The following is an 18,013-nucleotide window of genomic DNA, read 5'->3' as shown; positions in this document are numbered from 1 at the left end:
GCCCCCGCCCGCTCGCCCGTCCGCCCGAGCCGGTCCCCGGGCGGGCTCAGTCCGTGAGCGTGATCCGGATGCCGACGGTGCCGCGCTCGCCGCGCCGCAGCCGGCTGCCGAGCAGGGTGAGCACGCCGAGCAGGCCGTACTTCTGACGCAACAGGGTGCGGTAGGCGGAGGTGCGCTCGGGGCCGAGGATCTCGGCGGTGGCGGGGTACTGCTCGCCGGTCGGGCGGCCCTTGACGTCGCACGGGCCGACCAGCACGTCGGCGCGGTTGCGGATCCGCTTGACCTTCCAGGAGTCCGCGACCGTCCAGACGCCCAGCGCCTCCCCGTCACGCACCACCCACACCGGGGTCGGTACGGCGGTGCCGTCCTTCTTGTAGGTGGTGACGAGCAGGTAGCTCCCGGCGGAGAGCCGGACGATCCGGTCGAGCCGGGCCGCGGGGGAGGAGTCGGGCGTGGTCATGGCCGGAAGTCTAGGGCGTGTCCGACAATGCGCGCCTGGCGCGAATCGTCGGACCCGCCCTGGGGCCGGGCGGCGCGGGACACCCGGCGGGGACGTCCGGCGAACGACGGCCACCGGTGCGGCCCGCCCGGCCGGGAAGTCGGCCTCGGTCACCGGGGTCCGCGGCCACGGGCGGTACGGGCGGAGCGGACCAGGGCGCGGGCCCGGCGGGTGAGGCCGCGCCGGTCGTGCCCGCGGACGCCGGTGGCGCCGCCGCGGGTGGTCGTGCCGCCGCCGCCGGACCCCGGGGCGGCCGCGGGTTCGCCCGGCGCTGTGCGGCGGCGGGCGGCGACCCAGGAGATGGCCCAGGCGGCGAGGGCGGTGCCCAGGATGGCGGCGGTCCAGACGGCGGGGGCGAGGCCGGGGCCGGATCCGTCGGCCGCCGGCGGGCGGGACCCGGGCGGCAGCTGCTCGTCGGCCTCGGACCCGACCTGGGCCGTGGCACTGGGGGAGGGCGCGGCGGTGTCGTCGACCAGCTTGCCGACCGGTTGGACCTTCCCGGCGGCCGCGAAGCCCCAGTCGAGCAGGCTGGCGGCCTCGTCGTACACCCTGCCCTGTGCGTTGGGGTGCATCACCGTCACCAGCAGGGTGCGGCCGTCGCGTGTGGCGGCGCCGGTGAAGGTGGCGCCCGCCTTGGTGGTGTAGCCGTTCTTGACGCCGATCAGGCCGGGGTACTTGCCGAGCAGCCGGTCGGTGTTGGCGATGTCGAAGCTGATGCGCTGGCCGGTGACCTTGTCCAGCCCGCCGGGGAAGCGTGCGGTGCGGGTGGAGCAGTAGGACCGGAAGTCGGCGTTGCGCAGCCCGGCCCGGGCGAAGAGCGTGAGGTCGTAGGCGGAGGAGACCTGGCCGTCCATGTCGTAGCCGTCGGGGGAGAGCACCTTGGTGTCGCCGGCCTGGAGCGTCCGGGCGCGCTCCTGCATCTCGGCGACGGTCTGCTCGATGCCGCCGTTCATGTGGGCGAGCACGTGGACGGCGTCGTTGCCGGAGCTGAGGAACACGCCCCGCCAGAGGTCCTCGACCCGGTACGGCAGGTTCTCCTTGACCCCGACCAGGCTGCTGCCGACGCCGAGGCTGGCGAGCTCGGCCGGGGTGACCTGGTGCTCCAGCGCCCGGTCGAACTTGGGCAGCACGGTGTCCGCGAACAGCATCTTGAGGGTGCTGGCCGGAGGCAGCGGCAGGTGGGCGTCGCGGGCGGCGAGCACCTCGCCGGTGGACGCGTCGGCGACCAGCCAGGAGCGGCCGGTCAGCTGGGACGGCAGCGCGGGTGCCCCGGCCAGCAGCGCGACCTGGACGGCCGGGCGGCCGAGCCGCTCCCCGCCCACGGCGGGGACGGCGTCCCGGGCGAGGGCGGACGGGGCGACGGCCGTGAGCACCAGGGCGGAGGCGGTGGCGCCGACCGCGACCCTGGTGACGGAACGTTTCTTCTGCGCCGCGTGGGTGGGGAGCACACGGCGAACGTAACCCGGGCCGCCGCCGGGGCGCCGGGCCTGCTGCTCCGTCCGGAGCCACTCGGGGCGGGGACGACTTTGGTGGCGCAGGACCGCACCGAAAGTCGGATGTCCGGCCGTGGGCGGCTTCCTAGGCTCGGGGGCATGAAGACCCTGCTCGGCTACCTCGGTTTCGTGTTGATCGTCGGCGGCGCCTCCGGCCTGGTGTCCGGCTGGGTCGCCGGCTTCCGGCTGTTCGGTTTCGTCCGGTTCCTGGTACCGGAGGGCCACGAGACCGCCGGGTACGCCGTCCTGGTGGCGCTCGGCGTCCTGCTGGCGATCCCCGCCGCCCGGCGGGGTTAGGGGGTCTCCGAAGGGGCCTCCGCCGACGGCTGCCGCGCTGACGGTTCCCCCACTGCCGGTTCCTCCGCCGATGACTGTCGCACCGCGATGCCGTCGAGGAGCACGGCGAGCCCGCTGCGGAAGGCCTCCCGGTGGCTGTCCTGCGGGGCGCCGCCGCCCGTGCTCTGCAGGGCCACGAGCAGCGGGAAGCGTTCCGCGAAGTCCGGTGCCAGCTCGGCGAGTCTGGCGGAACGGTCGGCCCACCACTCCTCGTCGGCGACCCCGGTCGCGGCCGCCGCGCCGCGCGCGTCGGCGGTGGCGGCGGCCAGGCCGCGGACGAACTGCCAGAGCGCGGCGACCGCCCCGCGCAGCCGCAGCGGCGACAGCCCGGCCGGTCGCAGCGCGCCCAACAGCGCTTCCATCGCCGCCAGTTCGGCCGGGCCGAGGACCGGGCGGGCCTGCGAGACCTGGAGCACCCAGGGGTGGCGCAGGTAGCAGGCGTACAAGTCCTCGGCCCAGGCGGTGACGGCATCCCGCCAACTGTCCGACGCCCGCCGCCCGGTGGGGATTTCGGCGAGCGCCCGGTCGTGCATCAGGTCCAGGAGTTCGGCCTTGCCGGGCACGTAGGTGTAGAGCGCCATCGCGGTCCGGCCGAGCCGTTCGCCCACGGCGCGCATCGAGAGCGCGGCCATGCCCTCGGCGTCGGCGACCGCGATTCCGGCGGACACGATCGCGTCCACGCTCAGGCCCGGCTTGGGGCCGCTGCGCCCGGCGCGCGGTTCCTCGGGTGCGCCCCAGAGCAGGGCGAGCGAGCGGTGGGCGTCGCCCTGCCCGGCATAGACGGTCATCCGGCATCTCCTTATGGCGTAAAGTATCGTCGCGACGTCAACTCTTTATGCCGTAAGGTTACCAACCGAAGGGGTTTCGCGATGACATTGCCCGTCACCTTCGTCGAGGTCGTCGAGGTCCGCCGGATCACGCCCCGCACCGCCCGGATCACCTTCGCCGCCGAGGAACTGCCCGACGCCGTCGGCACCGCCCCCGACCAGCAGCTCAAGCTCTGCTTCCCGCGCCCCGGGCAGCGCGAGCCGCTGCTGCCCGTCCGGCAGGACGACCCGACGGACTGGTACCGGGCCTACCTGGCGATCCCCGAGGAGCAGCGCCCGCTGCTGCGCAGCTTCACCCTGCGCGGCCGCCGCCCCGGCACCCGGCTGGTCGAGATCGACTTCGTGCTGCACGGCGACACCGGCCCGGCCGCCGCCTGGGCCCTGCGCGCCGCGCCGGGGGACCGGCTCGGGATGGTCGGCCCCTCCGCGCTGTACGCCCCGCCGGTGCCGTTCGCCGAGGTCGCGGCGGCCGCCGACTGGGTGCTGCTGGCCGGGGACGAGACCGCGCTGCCGGCGCTCGCGACGCTGGTCGGGGCGCTGCCCGAGGGGGTGCGGGCGTACGCGTGGATCGAGGTCGCCGACCGGGCGGAGCGTCAGGAGCTGGCGAGCCGGGCCGAGCTGGAGGTGGTGTGGCTGTACCGCGACGGGGCGGCTCCGGGCGCCGCGCTGGCCGAGGCGTTCCTGGGCGGTGTGCTGCCGGCCGGCGAACCCTTCGTCTGGCTGGCCGGGGAGGCGGGGGCGGTCCGGACGATCCGACGGCACCTGGTCGAGCGGGAGGGGGTGTCGAAGGAGAACATCGACTTCACCGGCTACTGGCGCCACCGACTGACCCAGGACGACGCGCCGACCGCCGAGGACCTGGCGGACGCTCAGGAGCGGGCGGCCGGGTACTGACCAGGGAGAACGGGGCCGGATCCGCTCGGGGCCGATCGGCTGAAAGATGCGGATTCGGCCCGATTTCCTCCCCGAATTTTACTGATTGATGGTCAACTTTACTTTCTGATGGGGATTTACCCCCTTGTCGTGATCCTCTCGGGTGCGTTGGAATGCGTCAGCTATCCATTCGACTATCCATCTGACGAGAGGATTTATATGATCGGCTGGCGCAAAACCCAGCTAGCAGCCGCCGTCACGGTCACCGCCGCGTCCATGGTCCTGAGCCTCGGGACCATCGCGAGCGCGGCCCCGGCCCCCGACCCGCAGAACACCCGGGCGGCGTCCGCGGACGGGGCACCGGTGCCGGTGATCGTGATCCTGAAGGACCAGGTCGCGGACGCCCCGGCCGACCACGGCCACCTGGGCGCCCGGCAGCAGAAGACCGCCTCCGCGCAGGCGCCGCTGCTGAACAAGGTCAGGGCGGGCGGCGGCACCGACATCAAGAGCTTCGTGGTCGGCAACGCTTTCTCGGCCACGGTCAGCCCCGCTCTGCGCGCCCAGCTCCAGGCGGACCCGGCCGTCTCCTCCGTGGTGGCGGACACCCAGGTCCAGGTCGCCCCACCGGCCGCCACCAAGGCGAAGGCGGCCAAGGACGCCGCCGCCGGTGCCGGCGCCAAGGCCCCCAAGGCCGACGCCGCCGCGCAGGCCGTTACGGGCAGCAACGGTCAGGGCGCCGAGGAGAACGCGACCAACACGGTCTGCCCCTCCGACCCGGGCAAGCCGCTGCTGGAGCCCGAGGGCCTGTACTCCACCCGGGCCGTCACCGGCAACGGCAAGCCCGGCGTGGAGGACCTGGCCACCGGCAAGGGCGTCAAGGTCGCCTACATCGCGGACGGCCTCGACCCGAACAACCCGGACTTCATCCGGGCCGACGGCTCGCACGCCGTGGTCGACTACCAGGACTTCGCGGGCGACGGCTGGGACGCGCCGACCGGCGCGGCCGAGGCCTTCGGCGACGCCTCGGCGGTCATCGCCCAGGGCCGCCAGGTCTACGACGTCTCCAAGTTCGTCAACTCCTCGCACCCGCTGCCGGCCGGCTGCAACATCCGCATCCGCGGCCTCGCCCCGGACGCCGACCTGGTCGCGCTGAAGGCCGGCGGCGAGATGATGTCCAACTCCTCGATCCTGCAGTCGATCGACTACGCGGTGCGGGTCGCCCACGTCGACGTGCTGAACGAGTCCTTCGGCGGCAACGTCACCCCGGACAGCGGCGCGCACGACACCATCTCGCTCTTCAACGAGCAGGCCGTCAAGGCCGGTGTCACCGTCGCCGTCTCCAGCGGTGACGCCGGGCTCAGCGGGACCGTCGGCACCCCGGCCACCGACCCGTACGTGATCGCGGTCGGCGCCTCCACCGACAACCAGAACTACCAGCAGACCGGTTACGCGGCCTCCAAGTTCTCCAACGGGACCTGGAGCGACAACCGCATCTCCGCGCTCTCCTCGGGCGGCTTCACCCAGGCCGGCCGGACCGTCGACCTGGTCGCGCCCGGCGAGTCGGACTGGGCGCTGTGCACGCCCGACACCGCCAAGTACACCGACTGCACCGGCTACAACGGCCAGCCCTCGCCGATCCAGCCGTTCGGCGGCACCAGCCAGTCGGCCCCGTTCGTCACCGGCGCCGCGGCCCTGGTCATCCAGGCCTACCGCGACACCCACGGCGGCGACTCGCCGTCCCCGGCACTGGTGAAGAAGTTCCTCACCGGCACCGCCACCGACCTCGGCGTGCCGGCCGAGGAGGAGGGCGCCGGCCTGCTGAACGTCCGCGCCGCCGTCGAGGCCGCCCGCGGCTACGACGACGGGGACGGCACCGACGGCGCCAGGACCGTCGTGGTCGACACCGGCCAGATCGACATCGCCGGCACCCCCGGCTCGACCCACACCGCCGACGTGACCGTCACCAACACCGGTGACAGCACCCAGACGGTGAGCGCCGCGACCCGCAGCTTCGTCCCGCAGTCGGGCAGCCGGCAGACCGTCCAGCTGGACCCGTCCTCGAAGGACACCTTCAAGTACGCGACCAACGGCGCGGACTGGGTGCAGAAGCAGGTCAAGTTCACAGTCCCGGCCGGCGCCGACCGCCTTGCGGCCTCGATCGCCTGGCAGGGCGCCCCCAACCCGGTCACCAACGGCCCGGTGGTCCGCATGACGCTGCTCGACCCCTCGGGCCGCTTCGAGACCAACACCCGTCCGCAGGGCGGCGCCACCCCGGCGAACTACGGCCTGGTGGACGTCCCGCACCCGGTGGCCGGCGAGTGGACCGCGATCCTCTACACCCCGGCCGGCAAGGCCGGCTACAGCGGCGCCGTCCAACTCGGCACCGCCACCCAGCGCGCGGTGCCGGCCGGCGCCGTGAGCCCGAACACCACCGACCTGAAGCCGGGCCAGACCAAGACCCTCAAGGTCCAGCTCACCACCCCGGCCACCAGCGGCGACTCCAGCGAGGCCGTCCTGGTCTCCGGCTCCAACGGGAACACCACCAGCGTCCCGGTCGTGCTGCGCAGCCTGGTGCCGGTCAACCAGGGCAAGGGCACGTTCACCGGCACCATCACCGGTGGCAACGGCCGCAGCGCCTCGCCGACGCAGAGCTTCTCGTACGCCTTCGACGTCCCGAAGGGCCAGCGGGACCTGCGGGTCGGCCTGACCGTCGCCAAGGACCCGAAGCTGCTCATGCAGGGCGCGCTGATCAGCCCGAACGGCACCCCGGTCGACATCGAGGGCAACGGGCAGTTCGACGCCCAGGGCAACCTGGCCGGCACCGGCAACGGCGTCTCGGCCACCGCCGTCAACCCGGCCGCCGGCCGCTGGCGGTTCGTCCTGAACGTGCTCGGCCCGGTCAGCGGCCAGGAACTCGCCCAGGACTTCACCGGCACCGTCGCGTTCAACCAGAACCAGGCCACCGCGGCCGGTCTGCCGAACGACCCGCGCACCGGGCTGGCGGCCGGCAAGCCGGTCACCGTCCAGGTGAACTACACCAACAACACCGTCGCGACCCAGCGGATCGCGGCCGACGGCCGACTGGACCGCCGGGTGGACGTGCCGCTGGTGCCCCAGGGCTCCTCGGCGACCGTCAGCCTGCCGCTGAGCCTCAGCTCCGCCGTGCCGTCCTTCCTGGTGCCCCCGGGCACCGACCGGCTCAAGGCCGTGGCGGCGTCCTCGACGCCGGCGCAGATCGAGCTGAGCGCCACCACCGGCTCGCCGGACCTGTTCGGCGACCTGAAGAAGGCCCAGGACGGCTCGACCGTCTCGGTGGTGACCGACAACGGCACCCCCGAGCAGCCGGTCGTCCCCGGCACCTGGGGCACCTTCGTCCAGCAGATCGGCCCGTTCGGCAGCGGCTCCGCGCCGGCCGGCACCTCCACCATCACGGCCACCGCGCACACCCAGGCCTTCGACCCGGCGCTGACCTCCAGCACCGGTGACCTGTACGCCGCCTCGGTGAACGCCTCGGCCGCGGCCGCCACCCCGGTGACCGTCGCCCCCGGCGCCACCGGTTCGCTCCAGGTGACGCTGACCCCGACCGGCCCGAAGGGCAGCACCGTCAAGGGCGTGCTGTACCTGGTGTCCGGCCCGACCGGCGTGGCCACCGCCAACAACGTCCTGAACACCACCGGTTCGGTGCTCGCGGCGATCCCGTACAGCTACACCGTGAACTGACGAAACGTCAATTCAATTGAGACCGAGGCCGTCCCGGAGTTCCGGGGCGGCCTCGGCCGGTTCCGGTGGGCCGGGTTCCGCGGAAACCTTCGGGTGCCGCCGGTCGTTGGGCCGGGCAGGGGCCGTTGCGGCCCGACCGACCGACCAGGGAGCGGGAGTTGAACGACGCGATCAAGCACGGCGAGGTCGAGGTCAACGGCGTACAGCTGCACTACGCGGAGCAGGGCGAGGGGCCGCTGGTCCTGCTGCTGCACGGCTTCCCGGAGAGCTGGTACTCCTGGCGGCACCAGTTCGCGCCGCTCGCCGAGGCCGGGTACCGGGTCGTCGCGCCGGACCAGCGCGGCTACGCCCGCAGCTCCCAGCCCGAGCAGGTGGACGCCTACACCCTGCTGCACCTGGTCGGCGACGTGACCGCGCTGATCGGCGCACTGGGCGAGGAGCGCGCCGTCGTGGTCGGCCACGACTGGGGCGCGCCGGTGGCCTGGACCACCGCGGCGCTGCGGCCCGACCTGGTGCGCGGGGTGGCCGGACTGAGCGTGCCGCCGCTGCCGGTGGGCGGGCCGCGGCCGCTCGAGGCCGCCCGGGCGGCCTTCGGGGAGGGCTTCTACCAGGTCTACTTCCAGGAGCCCGGCAAGGCCGACGCCGAGCTGGCCGCGGACGTCAAGTCCAGCCTGCGGCGCATCCTCTGCGGCAAGCAGCCGGACGGCGTGCCGCGGCCGTGGATCGTCCCCGAGGGCGGGAAGCTGCTGGACACCGTCCCGGAGCCGGAGCGGCTGCCCGGCTGGCTCACCGACGAGGACCTGGACGTCTTCACGGCCGACTACGCCGCCCACGGTGAGCGCGCCTTCACCGGCGGCCTCAACTGGTACCGCAACCTCGACCGCAGCGCCGAACTCCTGGCCGCCTTCAGCGGGGTGACGGTCGAGGTGCCCGCGCTGTTCGTGGTGGGCGAGCAGGACCTGGTCAACGCGCTGGTCCCGCGCCCGGTGCTGGACCACCTGTTGGGCCGGCTGCCCAGGCTGCACGGCCACGTCCGGCTGCCGGACACCGGGCACTGGACGCAGCAGGAGCGCCCGGCCGAGGTCACCGAGGCGCTGCTGGACTTCCTGGCGCACCTGGACAAGTAGTCGGGCCGGGCGCCGTCCGCAGTCGTCGGCCGCGGCCGACGACTGCGGACAGCCGCGAACGGCGTCAGACCGGCAGCAGGCGGGCGATCAGTTCGCCGAGGCGGCGGGCGTTGCGGCAGGAGTGCATCTCCACCACGCCCGCGTAGGCGAGCGCGGCGGAGTCGCCGGTCGGCCAGAGCGAGGGCTGCTCCGGGTTGAGCCAGAACACCCGGCGCGCCCGGCCGGCGATCCGGCGCAGCGCGTCCAGGTTGGGGTCGCGCTGGTTGTTCCTGGCGTCGCCGAGGACCAGCACGCAGGTGCGCGGGCCGACGGCGTCCAGGTGCCGCTCGGCGAACTCCCCGAACGCGGCGCCGTAGTCGCTGTTGCCGTGGTAGCCCGTCACCTTGGCCTCGGCGAGGATCCGGGCGGCCAGCCGCGCCGGGTCGTCGCCGCCGCGCAGCAGTCCGGTGACCTCGGCGGTGCGGTTGACGAAGGCGAACACCCGGACCTTGCTGAACTGTTCGCTCATCGCCTGCACCAGCAGCATGGTGAAGTCGGCGAAGCCGGCCACCGAACCGGAGACGTCGCACAGCAGCACCAGCTCCGGCCGGGCCGGGCGGCGCAGCCGGTAGGCGGGGCGCAGCGGCACCCCGCCGGTGGTCAGCGAACGGCGCAGGGTGCGGCGCAGGTCGATCTCGCCGCGGGCGGCGCGGCGGCGCCGGGCGGCCAGCCGGGTGGCCAGCTTGCGGGCCAGGGGGTGGACGGTGCGGCGCAGTTCCGCGAGCTGGGTGCGGCCGGCGTAGAGGAAGTCGACCAGGTCGGTGGTCGGGGCGACGGCGCGTTCGGCGATCCGCTCGGGGCCGCGCAGCTCGGCGACCCGGCGGCGGGCCTCGCCGGCGGCCATGGCGCGGAAGTCCCGGATGCGGCGGCGGATCTCGTCGGCGAGCACCCGGTCGGAGAGGTCCCGGGTGTTCTGCCCCTCGCGCAGGGCGGCGAGGACGCGGGCGAGCAGGGTGTCGGGGGCGAGCCGGCCGAGCGCCTGCTGGGCGGACCAGCCGTCGGAGCCGGGCGAGCCGCCGACGCCGTACCGGCCGAAGGCCTCCAGCACCTCGGCGGCCAGCCGGGCCTGGGCGGCGCGGTCGTCGGCGGCCAGCGCGGCGGCGAGCCGGTCGCGCAGCTGATCGCGCAGCGGATCGGGGCGGCCGAAGCGCGGCGGCTCCGGGTCGTCCGGGATCGGCGGCGGGTCGGCCCGTACGGCCTCCGGGGTGCCGACGCCGAGCGGGAAGAACAGGTCGAAGGTGGCGTCGAAGACCGCCCGCTGGCTCTGCGAGCGCAGCAGGGCGGCGGCCAGGCCGGCCCGCATCGGCTCGCGGTCGGTGAAGCCGAGGACGTCCAGGACGGCGGCGGCGTCCACCGTCTCGGCCGGGCCGATCGGCAGGCCGTGGCCGCGCAGGGCGCGGACCAGGCCGGTGAGGCGGGCGGCGGTGTCGGCTTCCGGGGGCGGCGTCGTCACGCGAGGGTGAGCTTCTGGGCGGCCGTGCGGACGTCGTCCTGGTGCTTGAGGATCACCCCGAGGGTGTCCCGTACGACGGCGTCGTCCAGGGTGTCGGCGCCGAGGGCCAGCAGGGTGCGGGCCCAGTCGATGGTCTCGGCGACGGACGGCGCCTTGCGCAGCTCCATCGCGCGCAGCGCGCCGACCACCCGGACCAGCGACTCGGCCAGCGTCTCGTCCAGCCCGGGCACCTTGAGCCGGACGATCTGGCGCTCCAACTCGGCCTCGGGGTAGTCGAGGTGGAGGAAGAGGCAGCGGCGGCGCAGCGCCTCGGAGAGCTCGCGGGTGGCGTTCGAGGTGAGCAGGACGAAGGGGCGGCGGCTCGCGGTGATGGTGCCGAGCTCGGGGACGGTGACCTGGAAGTCGCTGAGCACCTCCAGCAGCAGCGCCTCCACCTCGACGTCGGCCTTGTCCATCTCGTCGATCAGCAGCACGGTCGGCTCCTCGCCGCGGATCGCGGTGAGCAGCGGGCGGGTGAGCAGGAACTCCTCGCCGAAGATGTCGGTGCGGGCGTCCTGCCAGCCCTCGTCGCGGCCGGCGGTGATCCGCAGCAGCTGCTTGGCGTGGTTCCACTCGTAGAGCGCGCGGGCCTCGTCGATGCCCTCGTAGCACTGGAGCCGGACCAGCCGGGCGCGGCCGATCTCGGCGACGGCCTTGGCGAGTTCGGTCTTGCCGACCCCGGCCGGGCCCTCGACCAGCAGCGGCTTGCCGAGCCGGTCGGCGAGGAACACGGTGGTGGCCACGGAGGTGGAGGCCAGGTAGCCGGTGGCGGCCAGCTGTTCGGCGGCGTCCGCCACCGAGGTGAAGAAGCCCGTGCCGTTGTCGCTCATCCGTCTGCCCCGTTCCGGTTCGCCGTCTCCGTGCGGCGCCACCCTACCGGCCGGTCACTTCGCTGTCTCGGGTTCGTCGGCTCGGCGTCCGTTGGCTCGGGGTCGTGGGTTCGGCGTTCGTTGTCTCGGGTCCGTGGGCGTGGGATGGCGCGGTGGCTTCGGTGCGGTGCCGGGGCAAGGCGGTGCGGCGGCGTACGGCTCCGGTGAGGGTGCCGTACGCCGCCGTCGTCACGACGGGCCGGGTGGGCCCTGGTGTCAGTTGACGAAGAGGACCGGCTGGCCGGGGGCGGTGATGTCGATGACCTGGCCGTAGGTCGCGCTGAAGAAGCCGGTCGAGAAGCACAGGCTCGGGCCGGAGACCAGCGTGAACGGCTGGCCGGAGAAGCCGATGGTGTTGCCGGTGTTCGAGGTGGTGCCGTTGATCCCGGTGCTGTTCTGGTAGTTGCAGTTGATGCTGCCCAGGATGGTGTTGAGCACCACCGTGGTGCCCATCACGCCGGCCGCGCCGGGGGTGAGCTTGACCGGGTTGCCGGGCGCGTCGCTGACCGTGTTGGTGAACGGCAGGCTGGTGACGCTGATGCTCTTGACGCCGGTGACGCCGACGACGTTGGAGGTGCAGGACCCGAAGGTCTGGGTGTCGAGCCGCTCGACGGCGCTGCCCGGCGCGGCCGGGTTGGAGGTGACGGTCGCCGAGAAGGAGGAGGCGGCACACTTGACGCCGGTCGTCCCGGTGGCGCTGTTGTAGAAGGTCGCGTAGGTGCCGGAGACCAGGTTGGCGGTCAGTACGTCGCCGACGGCGACGGCCGGGCCGCTCGGGCTGCCGGTGGTCAGGACCGCGCCGGCGGCCTGGGCGGGGGCGACGGCCGCGCCGGTGAGGGCGAGCGAGGCGAGTGCTGCGGTGGCGAGGGTGCGGCTGATGCGCATGAGGGTGCCTCTCTCCGTCCGGTGGACGGGTGGGGGAATCCCCGCGTGCGGGTGTGGTGGTGTGCACGGCGGGGGAGGTGCATGGCGTACCGGGGGCTTCGTACCGGCGGCCGGTGCCGAACACCGCTTCGGAGGACCGGAGTTGCGGGCGTCGTCCGATGGGCTTCGGCACAGGCCGAGGGGCGGGCGGGCCCGGCGCCACGGGCCCGTCCGTGTGGTACGGCGGTGCGGACGTACGCGAGGGTGGGCGCGTACGGCGGTGCGGTGGTACGACAGTGCGGTGGTGCGGTGGTGCGACCTTGCGGTGGAACTGCGGTGCGGTGGTGCTGACGTGCGTACGGGCGGCGGCGTGGACACCAGCGGCACTGCGCCGTTCGGTCGGGGACGTGCGGTGCCGTGGGGCACGTGGACGGCTGCCACCGTCGCGTCCCCGCCTCCGCCGTGGTCCCGTGGCCTGGGCGTTCGCCCGGGCCGTCGGATCCCCGGAAGGTCCGTCCGGTGGTGGCCTGCTGGCCCACCGGTTGGAAACCTGTCAGTGTTGTAAACCCGGCGTATCGTCAATGTCAATACAGGACACAGGAGTTGGTGATGGATCGGAACTACCTCCGCGAAGCCGACGTGGTCCTGCTGCCGGGTGCCAGGACCGGCCGCGATCCGGCCCGCTCGATCAAGCCGGGGCCGCGCCGACTGCCCGCCGGCGTGATCGCCGCGACCCAGCGCGAACGGTTGCTGGACGGGCTGGTGCGGACCGTGGCCGAACGCGGCTACCAGCACGCCACGATCAGCGACATCTGCCGTGCGGCGGGCGTGACCAGGCCGGTCTTCTACGAGCTGTTCAGCGGAAAGGAGGACGCCTTCCTGGCCGCGCACCGGTACGGCACGGGCGTGGTGATCCGCCGGATGGCGGAGGCCTACGCGGCCGAAACCGACTGGTGCCGGGGCATCCGCAAGGGGCTCGGAGTGATGCTCCAACTCCTCTCGGGGACACCGGCGTTCGCGAAGATGGCGGTGATCGAGGTCGAGGCGGTCGGCCCGGCCGGGCGCCGGGAGCGGGCCCAACTGCTCACCAGGTTCCGCACGTTCTTCTCCGAGGTGCCCCAACTCCCGGGCGGGGTGGAGTCCAAGGAGATGGTGGACGCCGTGGTGGGCGGCGTCTACAGCGCCGTCTACCGGCGGATCGACTCCGGAAGGACCGAACAACTGCTGGAGATCCTGCCGGTGTTGAGCATGTTCTGCCTGTCGCCGTTCCTCGGCCCGGCGGAGGCGGCCGAGCGGCTGGGGGTGCGGGACTGGCCGAAGCGGGTCGCGGATTGGTGAAGAACCTTCGTGCACCCGTATTGACCCGACCAATACCGGGCAGTAGCTTCCCAGTTACTTACCGCGTGCTGACCGGAAGGACCCCGCTGCCGAGGGGTTGACGACCCGGTCACGCCGAAGAACGCTGTCCGCGCCAGGACAACGTGCCAAGTGCCTGCACACCCATCCACCCACAGGGAGCACACACATGGCCATGTCCGAGGACGCCGCCACGGCGGCCGAGGCCCCGCAGACGCCGGGCACGCCGAGAAGAGGCCGGGTCCGCCTCAAGCGCACCGCCCTGATGGCCGTCCCGGCCATCGCGGCCGGTGGCGTCCTGATGGCGCTCACCGCCCAGGGCGTGCTCGCCGCCCAGTTCTCCATCTCCGGCATGCCGTTCACCATCACCGCCGACAAGCTGGAGGGCGAGGGCTTCGCCCAGTTCGGCGCGCTCGACTCGATGATCCCCGACAGCCCCAACGCCGGCTCCACCGGCGGCCAGGTGCTGGTCGCGGTGTCGGCGATCAAGAAGGCCGAGATCACCAACCTCTGCCAGAGCGTCGACCTCGGCGGCATCAACCTGGTGATCCACGCGGGCGACGGCGGCACCCCCGTCTCCGCCAGCAACCTCACCACCGACTCCGACCTGCTCTCCGGCGACGCGGAGTTCACCAACATCGAGATCGGCGGCGACGCCAGCACGTACACCAAGGCCGGTCCGATCGGCAAGGGCGGCCCCGGCGTGTTCGGCCAGCAGGCCGACACCGTCAAGCTGACCCACCTGAACCAGCACAACTACGCGAGCACCGCCGCCGGGTTCAAGCTGCCCAACCTGCGGCTGAGCTTCAGCTCCACGGGCTGCTGACCATGACGGAGTCCGTACCGGAGCCGGCCGGCACCGGCGAGGGCACCGCGGCACGGGCCGAGGGGGTGGCCGCCGAGGGGACGGCGGCCACGCCCGCCCAGGCCGTGGCGGCCCCCGTCGCCGAGCCCGCCGCACACCCGGTCAAGAAGGACTGGCGGGGGCGGCGACCGTTCTGGGGCGGGCTGCTGGTGACGCTCGGCGGCGCCGAGATCCTGTTCACCCTGAAGGCCCCGCTGCCCGTCCTCCTGCACATCGGGATGGAGGGGCTGGCCGGGTACCTGGTGCCCGCGGTGATGGTGCTGTGCGGCCTGCTGATCCTGTTCAACCCGGCACAGCGGCTGTTCTACTCCATCCTCGCCGTGCTGGCCTCGCTGGCCACCTGGGTCACGTCCAACCTGGGCGGCTTCGTGGTCGGGATGATGCTCGGGGTGGTCGGCGCCTGCCTCACCTTCGGGTGGCTGCCCGAGCAGCCGCTGCGCCAGGGCCGGCAGCGGCGGCTGGAGCGCCGGGAGGCCCGCCGGGCGGCGGTCTGACGGCGGTGCCCCGGGTCCTGGTGGTGGGAGAGCACCAGGGCGTGGGGCACCCCGCCGTCGACGCGCCCGACGCGGGCGCTGCGCCCGCAGTGGTCCAGGGTGGTCCGGGGTCCGGGGGCGGGGTGGTCCGGGGTGGCCGAAACCATCCCGGACCGCACGCACCGAGGCAATGGGCCGAAGGTCCCGGGTCTCTCCGGGGCGATCGGCCCTTCTCGCGTTCGGCGGCCGGGCAGTTGACTGGACACGACATGGACCACAGCAGCAGCATGAGCACTGGCACCGCCGCCACCGCCGAGTACGACCGCCTGATCGCGCGCCATCACGCGATGCGCCTGCGACGCCAACTCCTCGCCCCGTCCTCCTCGGGCGGCGGCGACTTCGGGTACGGCGCCTACGGCGAGGACGGCGGCTACGACGGCGCCGCCGACCAGCACCTGATCCGGCGCGACCTCGACCTGATTTCCCCGCTCTCGGACCTGATCGACCACCTCTACGCGGTGATGTTCAGCCACCGCCCCTACCTGCGACCGATCTTCCCCGCCTCGATGGAGTTCCAGCAGCTCCACCTGGAACGGATCTTCCACCACCTGATCGACCACCTCGACCGCCCGGCCGAGCTGGAGCAGACGCTACGCCAACTCGGCCGCGACCACCGGAAGCTGGGCGTCCGGCCGGTGCACTACGAGGCCTTCGAGGAGGCCCTGTGCGCGGCCGTCCGGCACCGGGCCGGCGAGCGCTGGACCGAGGACCTGGAGGGCGCCTGGGTGCGGATGCTGCGCTTCGCCGTCGGCGCGATGGTGGCCGGCGCCGACTCCGCGCTCACCGAACCGCCGTACTGGCACGCCGTGGTGACCGGGCACGAGCGCCGCCGCCCCGACCTCGCCGTGCTGCGGGTGCGCACCGGCGAGCCCTACCCGTACCGGGCCGGGCAGTACGGCACCGTCGAACACCCGGCGCTGCCGCACACCTGGCGGCAGTACTCGATGGGCTGCGCCCCGCGGTCCGACAACGAGCTGGAGTTCCACGTCCGCCGCACCGGCCTCGGCGGGGTCAGCGCCGCCCTGGTCGACCACACCGCCATCGGCGACCGGCTGCGCCTCGGCCCGCCGCGCGGCAGCCTGCTGCCCGACGGCGACTCCCGCGACCTGCTGCTGATCGCGGGAGGTACCGGCCTCGCCCCGATGAAGGCGATCGTCGAGCAGCAGACCACCCAGCGGCCGACCGGCCGAAGGGTCCACCTGTTCGTCGGCGCCCGGGACCGCGGCGACCTCTACGACTGGCAGGCGCTGTCCGAACTCGGCCTGCACAAGCCGTGGTTGACCGTCACCCCGGTCACCGTCGGCGAACTCGCCGACGCCGTCGCGGCGGCCGGCGACTGGCGCGAGCACCTGGCCTGCGTCACCGGCCCTGTGGGCATGGTCGGCTCCGTCCGCACCCGGCTGGCGGAAGTCGGGATGCCGTCGACGCAGGTGCGGTTCGACCAGGCGCTCTTCCGCTGAGGACCGGTCGGCGCCGGATTGGCTTCGGCGCCGGTGTCGGCGTCAACGTCCGGGGCGACGTCCGGGTCAGCGGAAGCAGTAGGAGTCGGAGGAGGCGTCGCCGCCCGCCAGATGGGTCTGGTGGACGCGCAGACCCCGGAAGTCGGCGCCGTGCGGGAAGAAGCGCTCGTCCACGCTCAGCCCGCCGGCCTCCGGATCGGCGTCCAGCTTGACCATCCAGGGCTCGATGCCGTCCGGGTAGAACTGGTCGTCCCAGGCGCCGTAGAGCGAGTTGGTGAGGTAGAGCCGCCGGCCGTCCCGGCTGATCTCCACCATCTGCGGCGCCCCGCTCAGCGGACGGCCGGGCTCGGCCGGGTGCGGGGTGCGGGCGGCGATCCCGCCGAGCCGCACCGAGTCCGTCAGCCGGGGGTGGAACGGGTCCGAGACGTCGTACTGGAACAACTCGCCGGTGCCCCAGGCGGAGACGTACAGCCAGCGGTCGTCCACCGACAGGTTGATGTCGGTGACCAGCGGCGGCACCGCGCCGAACGGCTGCAGCGCGGGCGGCAGGTCCTCGGCCTTGGCCGGCTGGGCGGGGATCTCGATCACCTTGCGCGCGGTGAACGCCGGCCCCTCCCGGTACCAGAGCCAGATCGAGGAGGACAGGTCCTCGACGTTGGTGACCACCCCGACGAACCCCCACTCCGCCTGCGGGTCGTGCGCCGGACGCAGCTCCAGCACCATCTGGTACTGGTCGCCGAGGTCCACCCGCTGCAGGTGACGGCCGGAGTCCAGCTCCCAGAAGTGCAGCGCGTGGCCGTACTTGCGCCCGAGCAGGAGGTCCGGCACCACCCCGTCCTCGACCATCCGCGGGGTGCCCCACTCGCTGGTGATGCCCACGTTGGTGCCCAGGTGCCACCAGACGTCGTACGCGAACTGCTGCGGCCCGCGCTCGGTCTCCCAGGCGCGCAGCACGTCGAAGGTCGTGTGGTCGAGCAGCGCCACCCCGCCCGGGCCGTCGTCGCCCTCGCCGCTGCCGAGGCAGGAGAGGAAGACGCCGTCGGGGCCGCAGTGCAGGGTGTGCGGACGCGAGTAGCCGGCCTTGGCGGCGAGCTCCTCGGCCTCGATCGTCTTCACCAGCCGCGGGCGGACCGGGTCGGGCCGGGTGTCCAGCACGTGCAGCCGCGAGGAGCGCAGCCCGGGCAGCAGCAGGTAGCGCCGCTCCGGGTTCTCGTGGCAGGCGTGGGCGAGGGCGCTGGAGCAGGCGTTCCAGCCGAAGTGGTGCAACTCGTCGTCGAGCGTGGGCAGTTCGGCGAAGTTCAGGACCTTCCCGTAGCTCGCCGAGTCCGGATCGGTGTCGACGCTCAGCAACGCGTCCGGCTGCCGCCCCGACCGGTCGAATCCGGCCACGTACGCCAGCTTCTCCGGCGGAGCGGCGATCGCCTCGGCGGCCGAACGGTAAAGCGACGGATCGGTATGCCCGTGCTGCATGCAAACTCCCCAACTCGCCGTGTCCGTCCGGGAAGCGTTCCACAGAGACACCGGCGCACAGCAGGCGCACGAGGGGCGGACGGGGGCGGTACGGAGGCGGCCGGGGTGGCGGTCCGGTCGGGTGGTGGTCCGGAGGCGGCGGGTGGCGGTCCGGACGCGGTCGGGACGTGCGGGCGGCTACCCTCGGCCG

15 protein-coding genes are annotated in these 18,013 nt (G+C 73.4%); 8 read left to right on the top strand and 7 right to left on the bottom strand.

Annotated features, from left to right (window positions below):
- Positions 1 to 46: 46 nt before the first annotated feature.
- On the bottom strand, positions 47 to 460 hold the full coding sequence (locus ACWDBE_RS10570) for a PPOX class F420-dependent oxidoreductase (RefSeq protein WP_392871343.1): 414 nt from the start codon (positions 458 to 460) through the stop codon (positions 47 to 49).
- A 149-nt stretch (positions 461 to 609) separates the two neighbouring features.
- Positions 610 to 1,947, bottom strand: coding sequence for a D-alanyl-D-alanine carboxypeptidase family protein (locus tag ACWDBE_RS10565; protein ID WP_449807729.1), 1,338 nt, complete (start codon positions 1,945 to 1,947; stop codon positions 610 to 612).
- Between the two features lie 144 nt (positions 1,948 to 2,091).
- Between ACWDBE_RS10565 and ACWDBE_RS10560 the strand changes: the two genes are divergently transcribed.
- Positions 2,092 to 2,289, top strand: a complete 198-nt coding sequence (locus tag ACWDBE_RS10560) for a hypothetical protein (protein WP_392871349.1) — start codon at positions 2,092 to 2,094, stop codon at positions 2,287 to 2,289.
- Here the strand turns inward: ACWDBE_RS10560 and ACWDBE_RS10555 are convergent.
- Positions 2,286 to 3,116, bottom strand: a complete 831-nt coding sequence (locus tag ACWDBE_RS10555; RefSeq protein WP_449792108.1) for a TetR/AcrR family transcriptional regulator — start codon at positions 3,114 to 3,116, stop codon at positions 2,286 to 2,288. The genes ACWDBE_RS10560 and ACWDBE_RS10555 overlap by 4 nt on opposite strands.
- 81 nt (positions 3,117 to 3,197) lie before the next feature.
- On the opposite strand from ACWDBE_RS10555, the gene ACWDBE_RS10550 reads away from it, so the two are divergent.
- From ACWDBE_RS10550 to ACWDBE_RS10540, 3 genes are all read left to right on the top strand, one after another.
- Positions 3,198 to 4,049, top strand: a complete 852-nt coding sequence (locus ACWDBE_RS10550) for a siderophore-interacting protein (protein ID WP_449807728.1) — start codon at positions 3,198 to 3,200, stop codon at positions 4,047 to 4,049.
- Between the two features lie 198 nt (positions 4,050 to 4,247).
- Entirely contained in the window at positions 4,248 to 7,748 is a 3,501-nt protein-coding gene (locus ACWDBE_RS10545; protein WP_449807727.1) for a S8 family serine peptidase, read from the top strand.
- Between the two features lie 158 nt (positions 7,749 to 7,906).
- Positions 7,907 to 8,875, top strand: coding sequence for an alpha/beta fold hydrolase (locus tag ACWDBE_RS10540; protein WP_449807726.1), 969 nt, complete (start codon positions 7,907 to 7,909; stop codon positions 8,873 to 8,875).
- 64 nt (positions 8,876 to 8,939) lie between these two features.
- Here the strand turns inward: ACWDBE_RS10540 and ACWDBE_RS10535 are convergent, their stop codons facing one another.
- From ACWDBE_RS10535 to ACWDBE_RS10525, 3 genes are all read right to left on the bottom strand, one after another.
- Positions 8,940 to 10,367 (bottom strand): vWA domain-containing protein, encoded by a 1,428-nt coding sequence (locus ACWDBE_RS10535; protein ID WP_449807725.1) that lies wholly within the window; start codon positions 10,365 to 10,367, stop codon positions 8,940 to 8,942.
- Positions 10,364 to 11,236 carry an AAA family ATPase gene (locus tag ACWDBE_RS10530; protein ID WP_449807724.1) on the bottom strand — a complete coding sequence of 291 codons (873 nt, stop codon included), beginning with the start codon at positions 11,234 to 11,236 and terminating at the stop codon, positions 10,364 to 10,366. Before ACWDBE_RS10530 ends, ACWDBE_RS10535 begins: the two co-directional genes overlap by 4 nt.
- Positions 11,237 to 11,491: 255 nt before the next feature.
- Positions 11,492 to 12,160 carry a Tat pathway signal sequence domain protein gene (locus tag ACWDBE_RS10525; protein ID WP_449792114.1) on the bottom strand — a complete coding sequence of 223 codons (669 nt, stop codon included), beginning with the start codon at positions 12,158 to 12,160 and terminating at the stop codon, positions 11,492 to 11,494.
- 588 nt (positions 12,161 to 12,748) lie between these two features.
- On the opposite strand from ACWDBE_RS10525, the gene ACWDBE_RS10520 reads away from it, so the two are divergent.
- From ACWDBE_RS10520 to ACWDBE_RS10505, 4 genes are all read left to right on the top strand, one after another.
- A complete protein-coding gene (locus tag ACWDBE_RS10520) occupies positions 12,749 to 13,477 on the top strand; it encodes a TetR/AcrR family transcriptional regulator (protein WP_449807723.1) in 729 nt (242 codons plus the stop codon).
- Between the two features lie 187 nt (positions 13,478 to 13,664).
- A complete protein-coding gene (locus ACWDBE_RS10515) occupies positions 13,665 to 14,321 on the top strand; it encodes a DUF6230 family protein (protein WP_449792116.1) in 657 nt (218 codons plus the stop codon).
- A gap of 2 nt (positions 14,322 to 14,323) precedes the next feature.
- Positions 14,324 to 14,854 (top strand): DUF6114 domain-containing protein, encoded by a 531-nt coding sequence (locus tag ACWDBE_RS10510; protein ID WP_449792117.1) that lies wholly within the window; start codon positions 14,324 to 14,326, stop codon positions 14,852 to 14,854.
- Between the two features lie 266 nt (positions 14,855 to 15,120).
- A complete protein-coding gene (locus ACWDBE_RS10505; protein WP_449792118.1) occupies positions 15,121 to 16,353 on the top strand; it encodes a globin domain-containing protein in 1,233 nt (410 codons plus the stop codon).
- A 66-nt stretch (positions 16,354 to 16,419) separates the two neighbouring features.
- Here the strand turns inward: ACWDBE_RS10505 and ACWDBE_RS10500 are convergent, their stop codons facing one another.
- A complete protein-coding gene (locus ACWDBE_RS10500; RefSeq protein ID WP_449807722.1) occupies positions 16,420 to 17,823 on the bottom strand; it encodes a selenium-binding protein SBP56-related protein in 1,404 nt (467 codons plus the stop codon).
- Positions 17,824 to 18,013: the final 190 nt, after the last annotated feature.

This window comes from Kitasatospora sp. NPDC001132 (genome assembly GCF_053598415.1).
The sequence above is the reverse complement of the archived record's forward strand: the minus strand, read 5'-3'. Positions and strand labels throughout refer to the sequence as shown.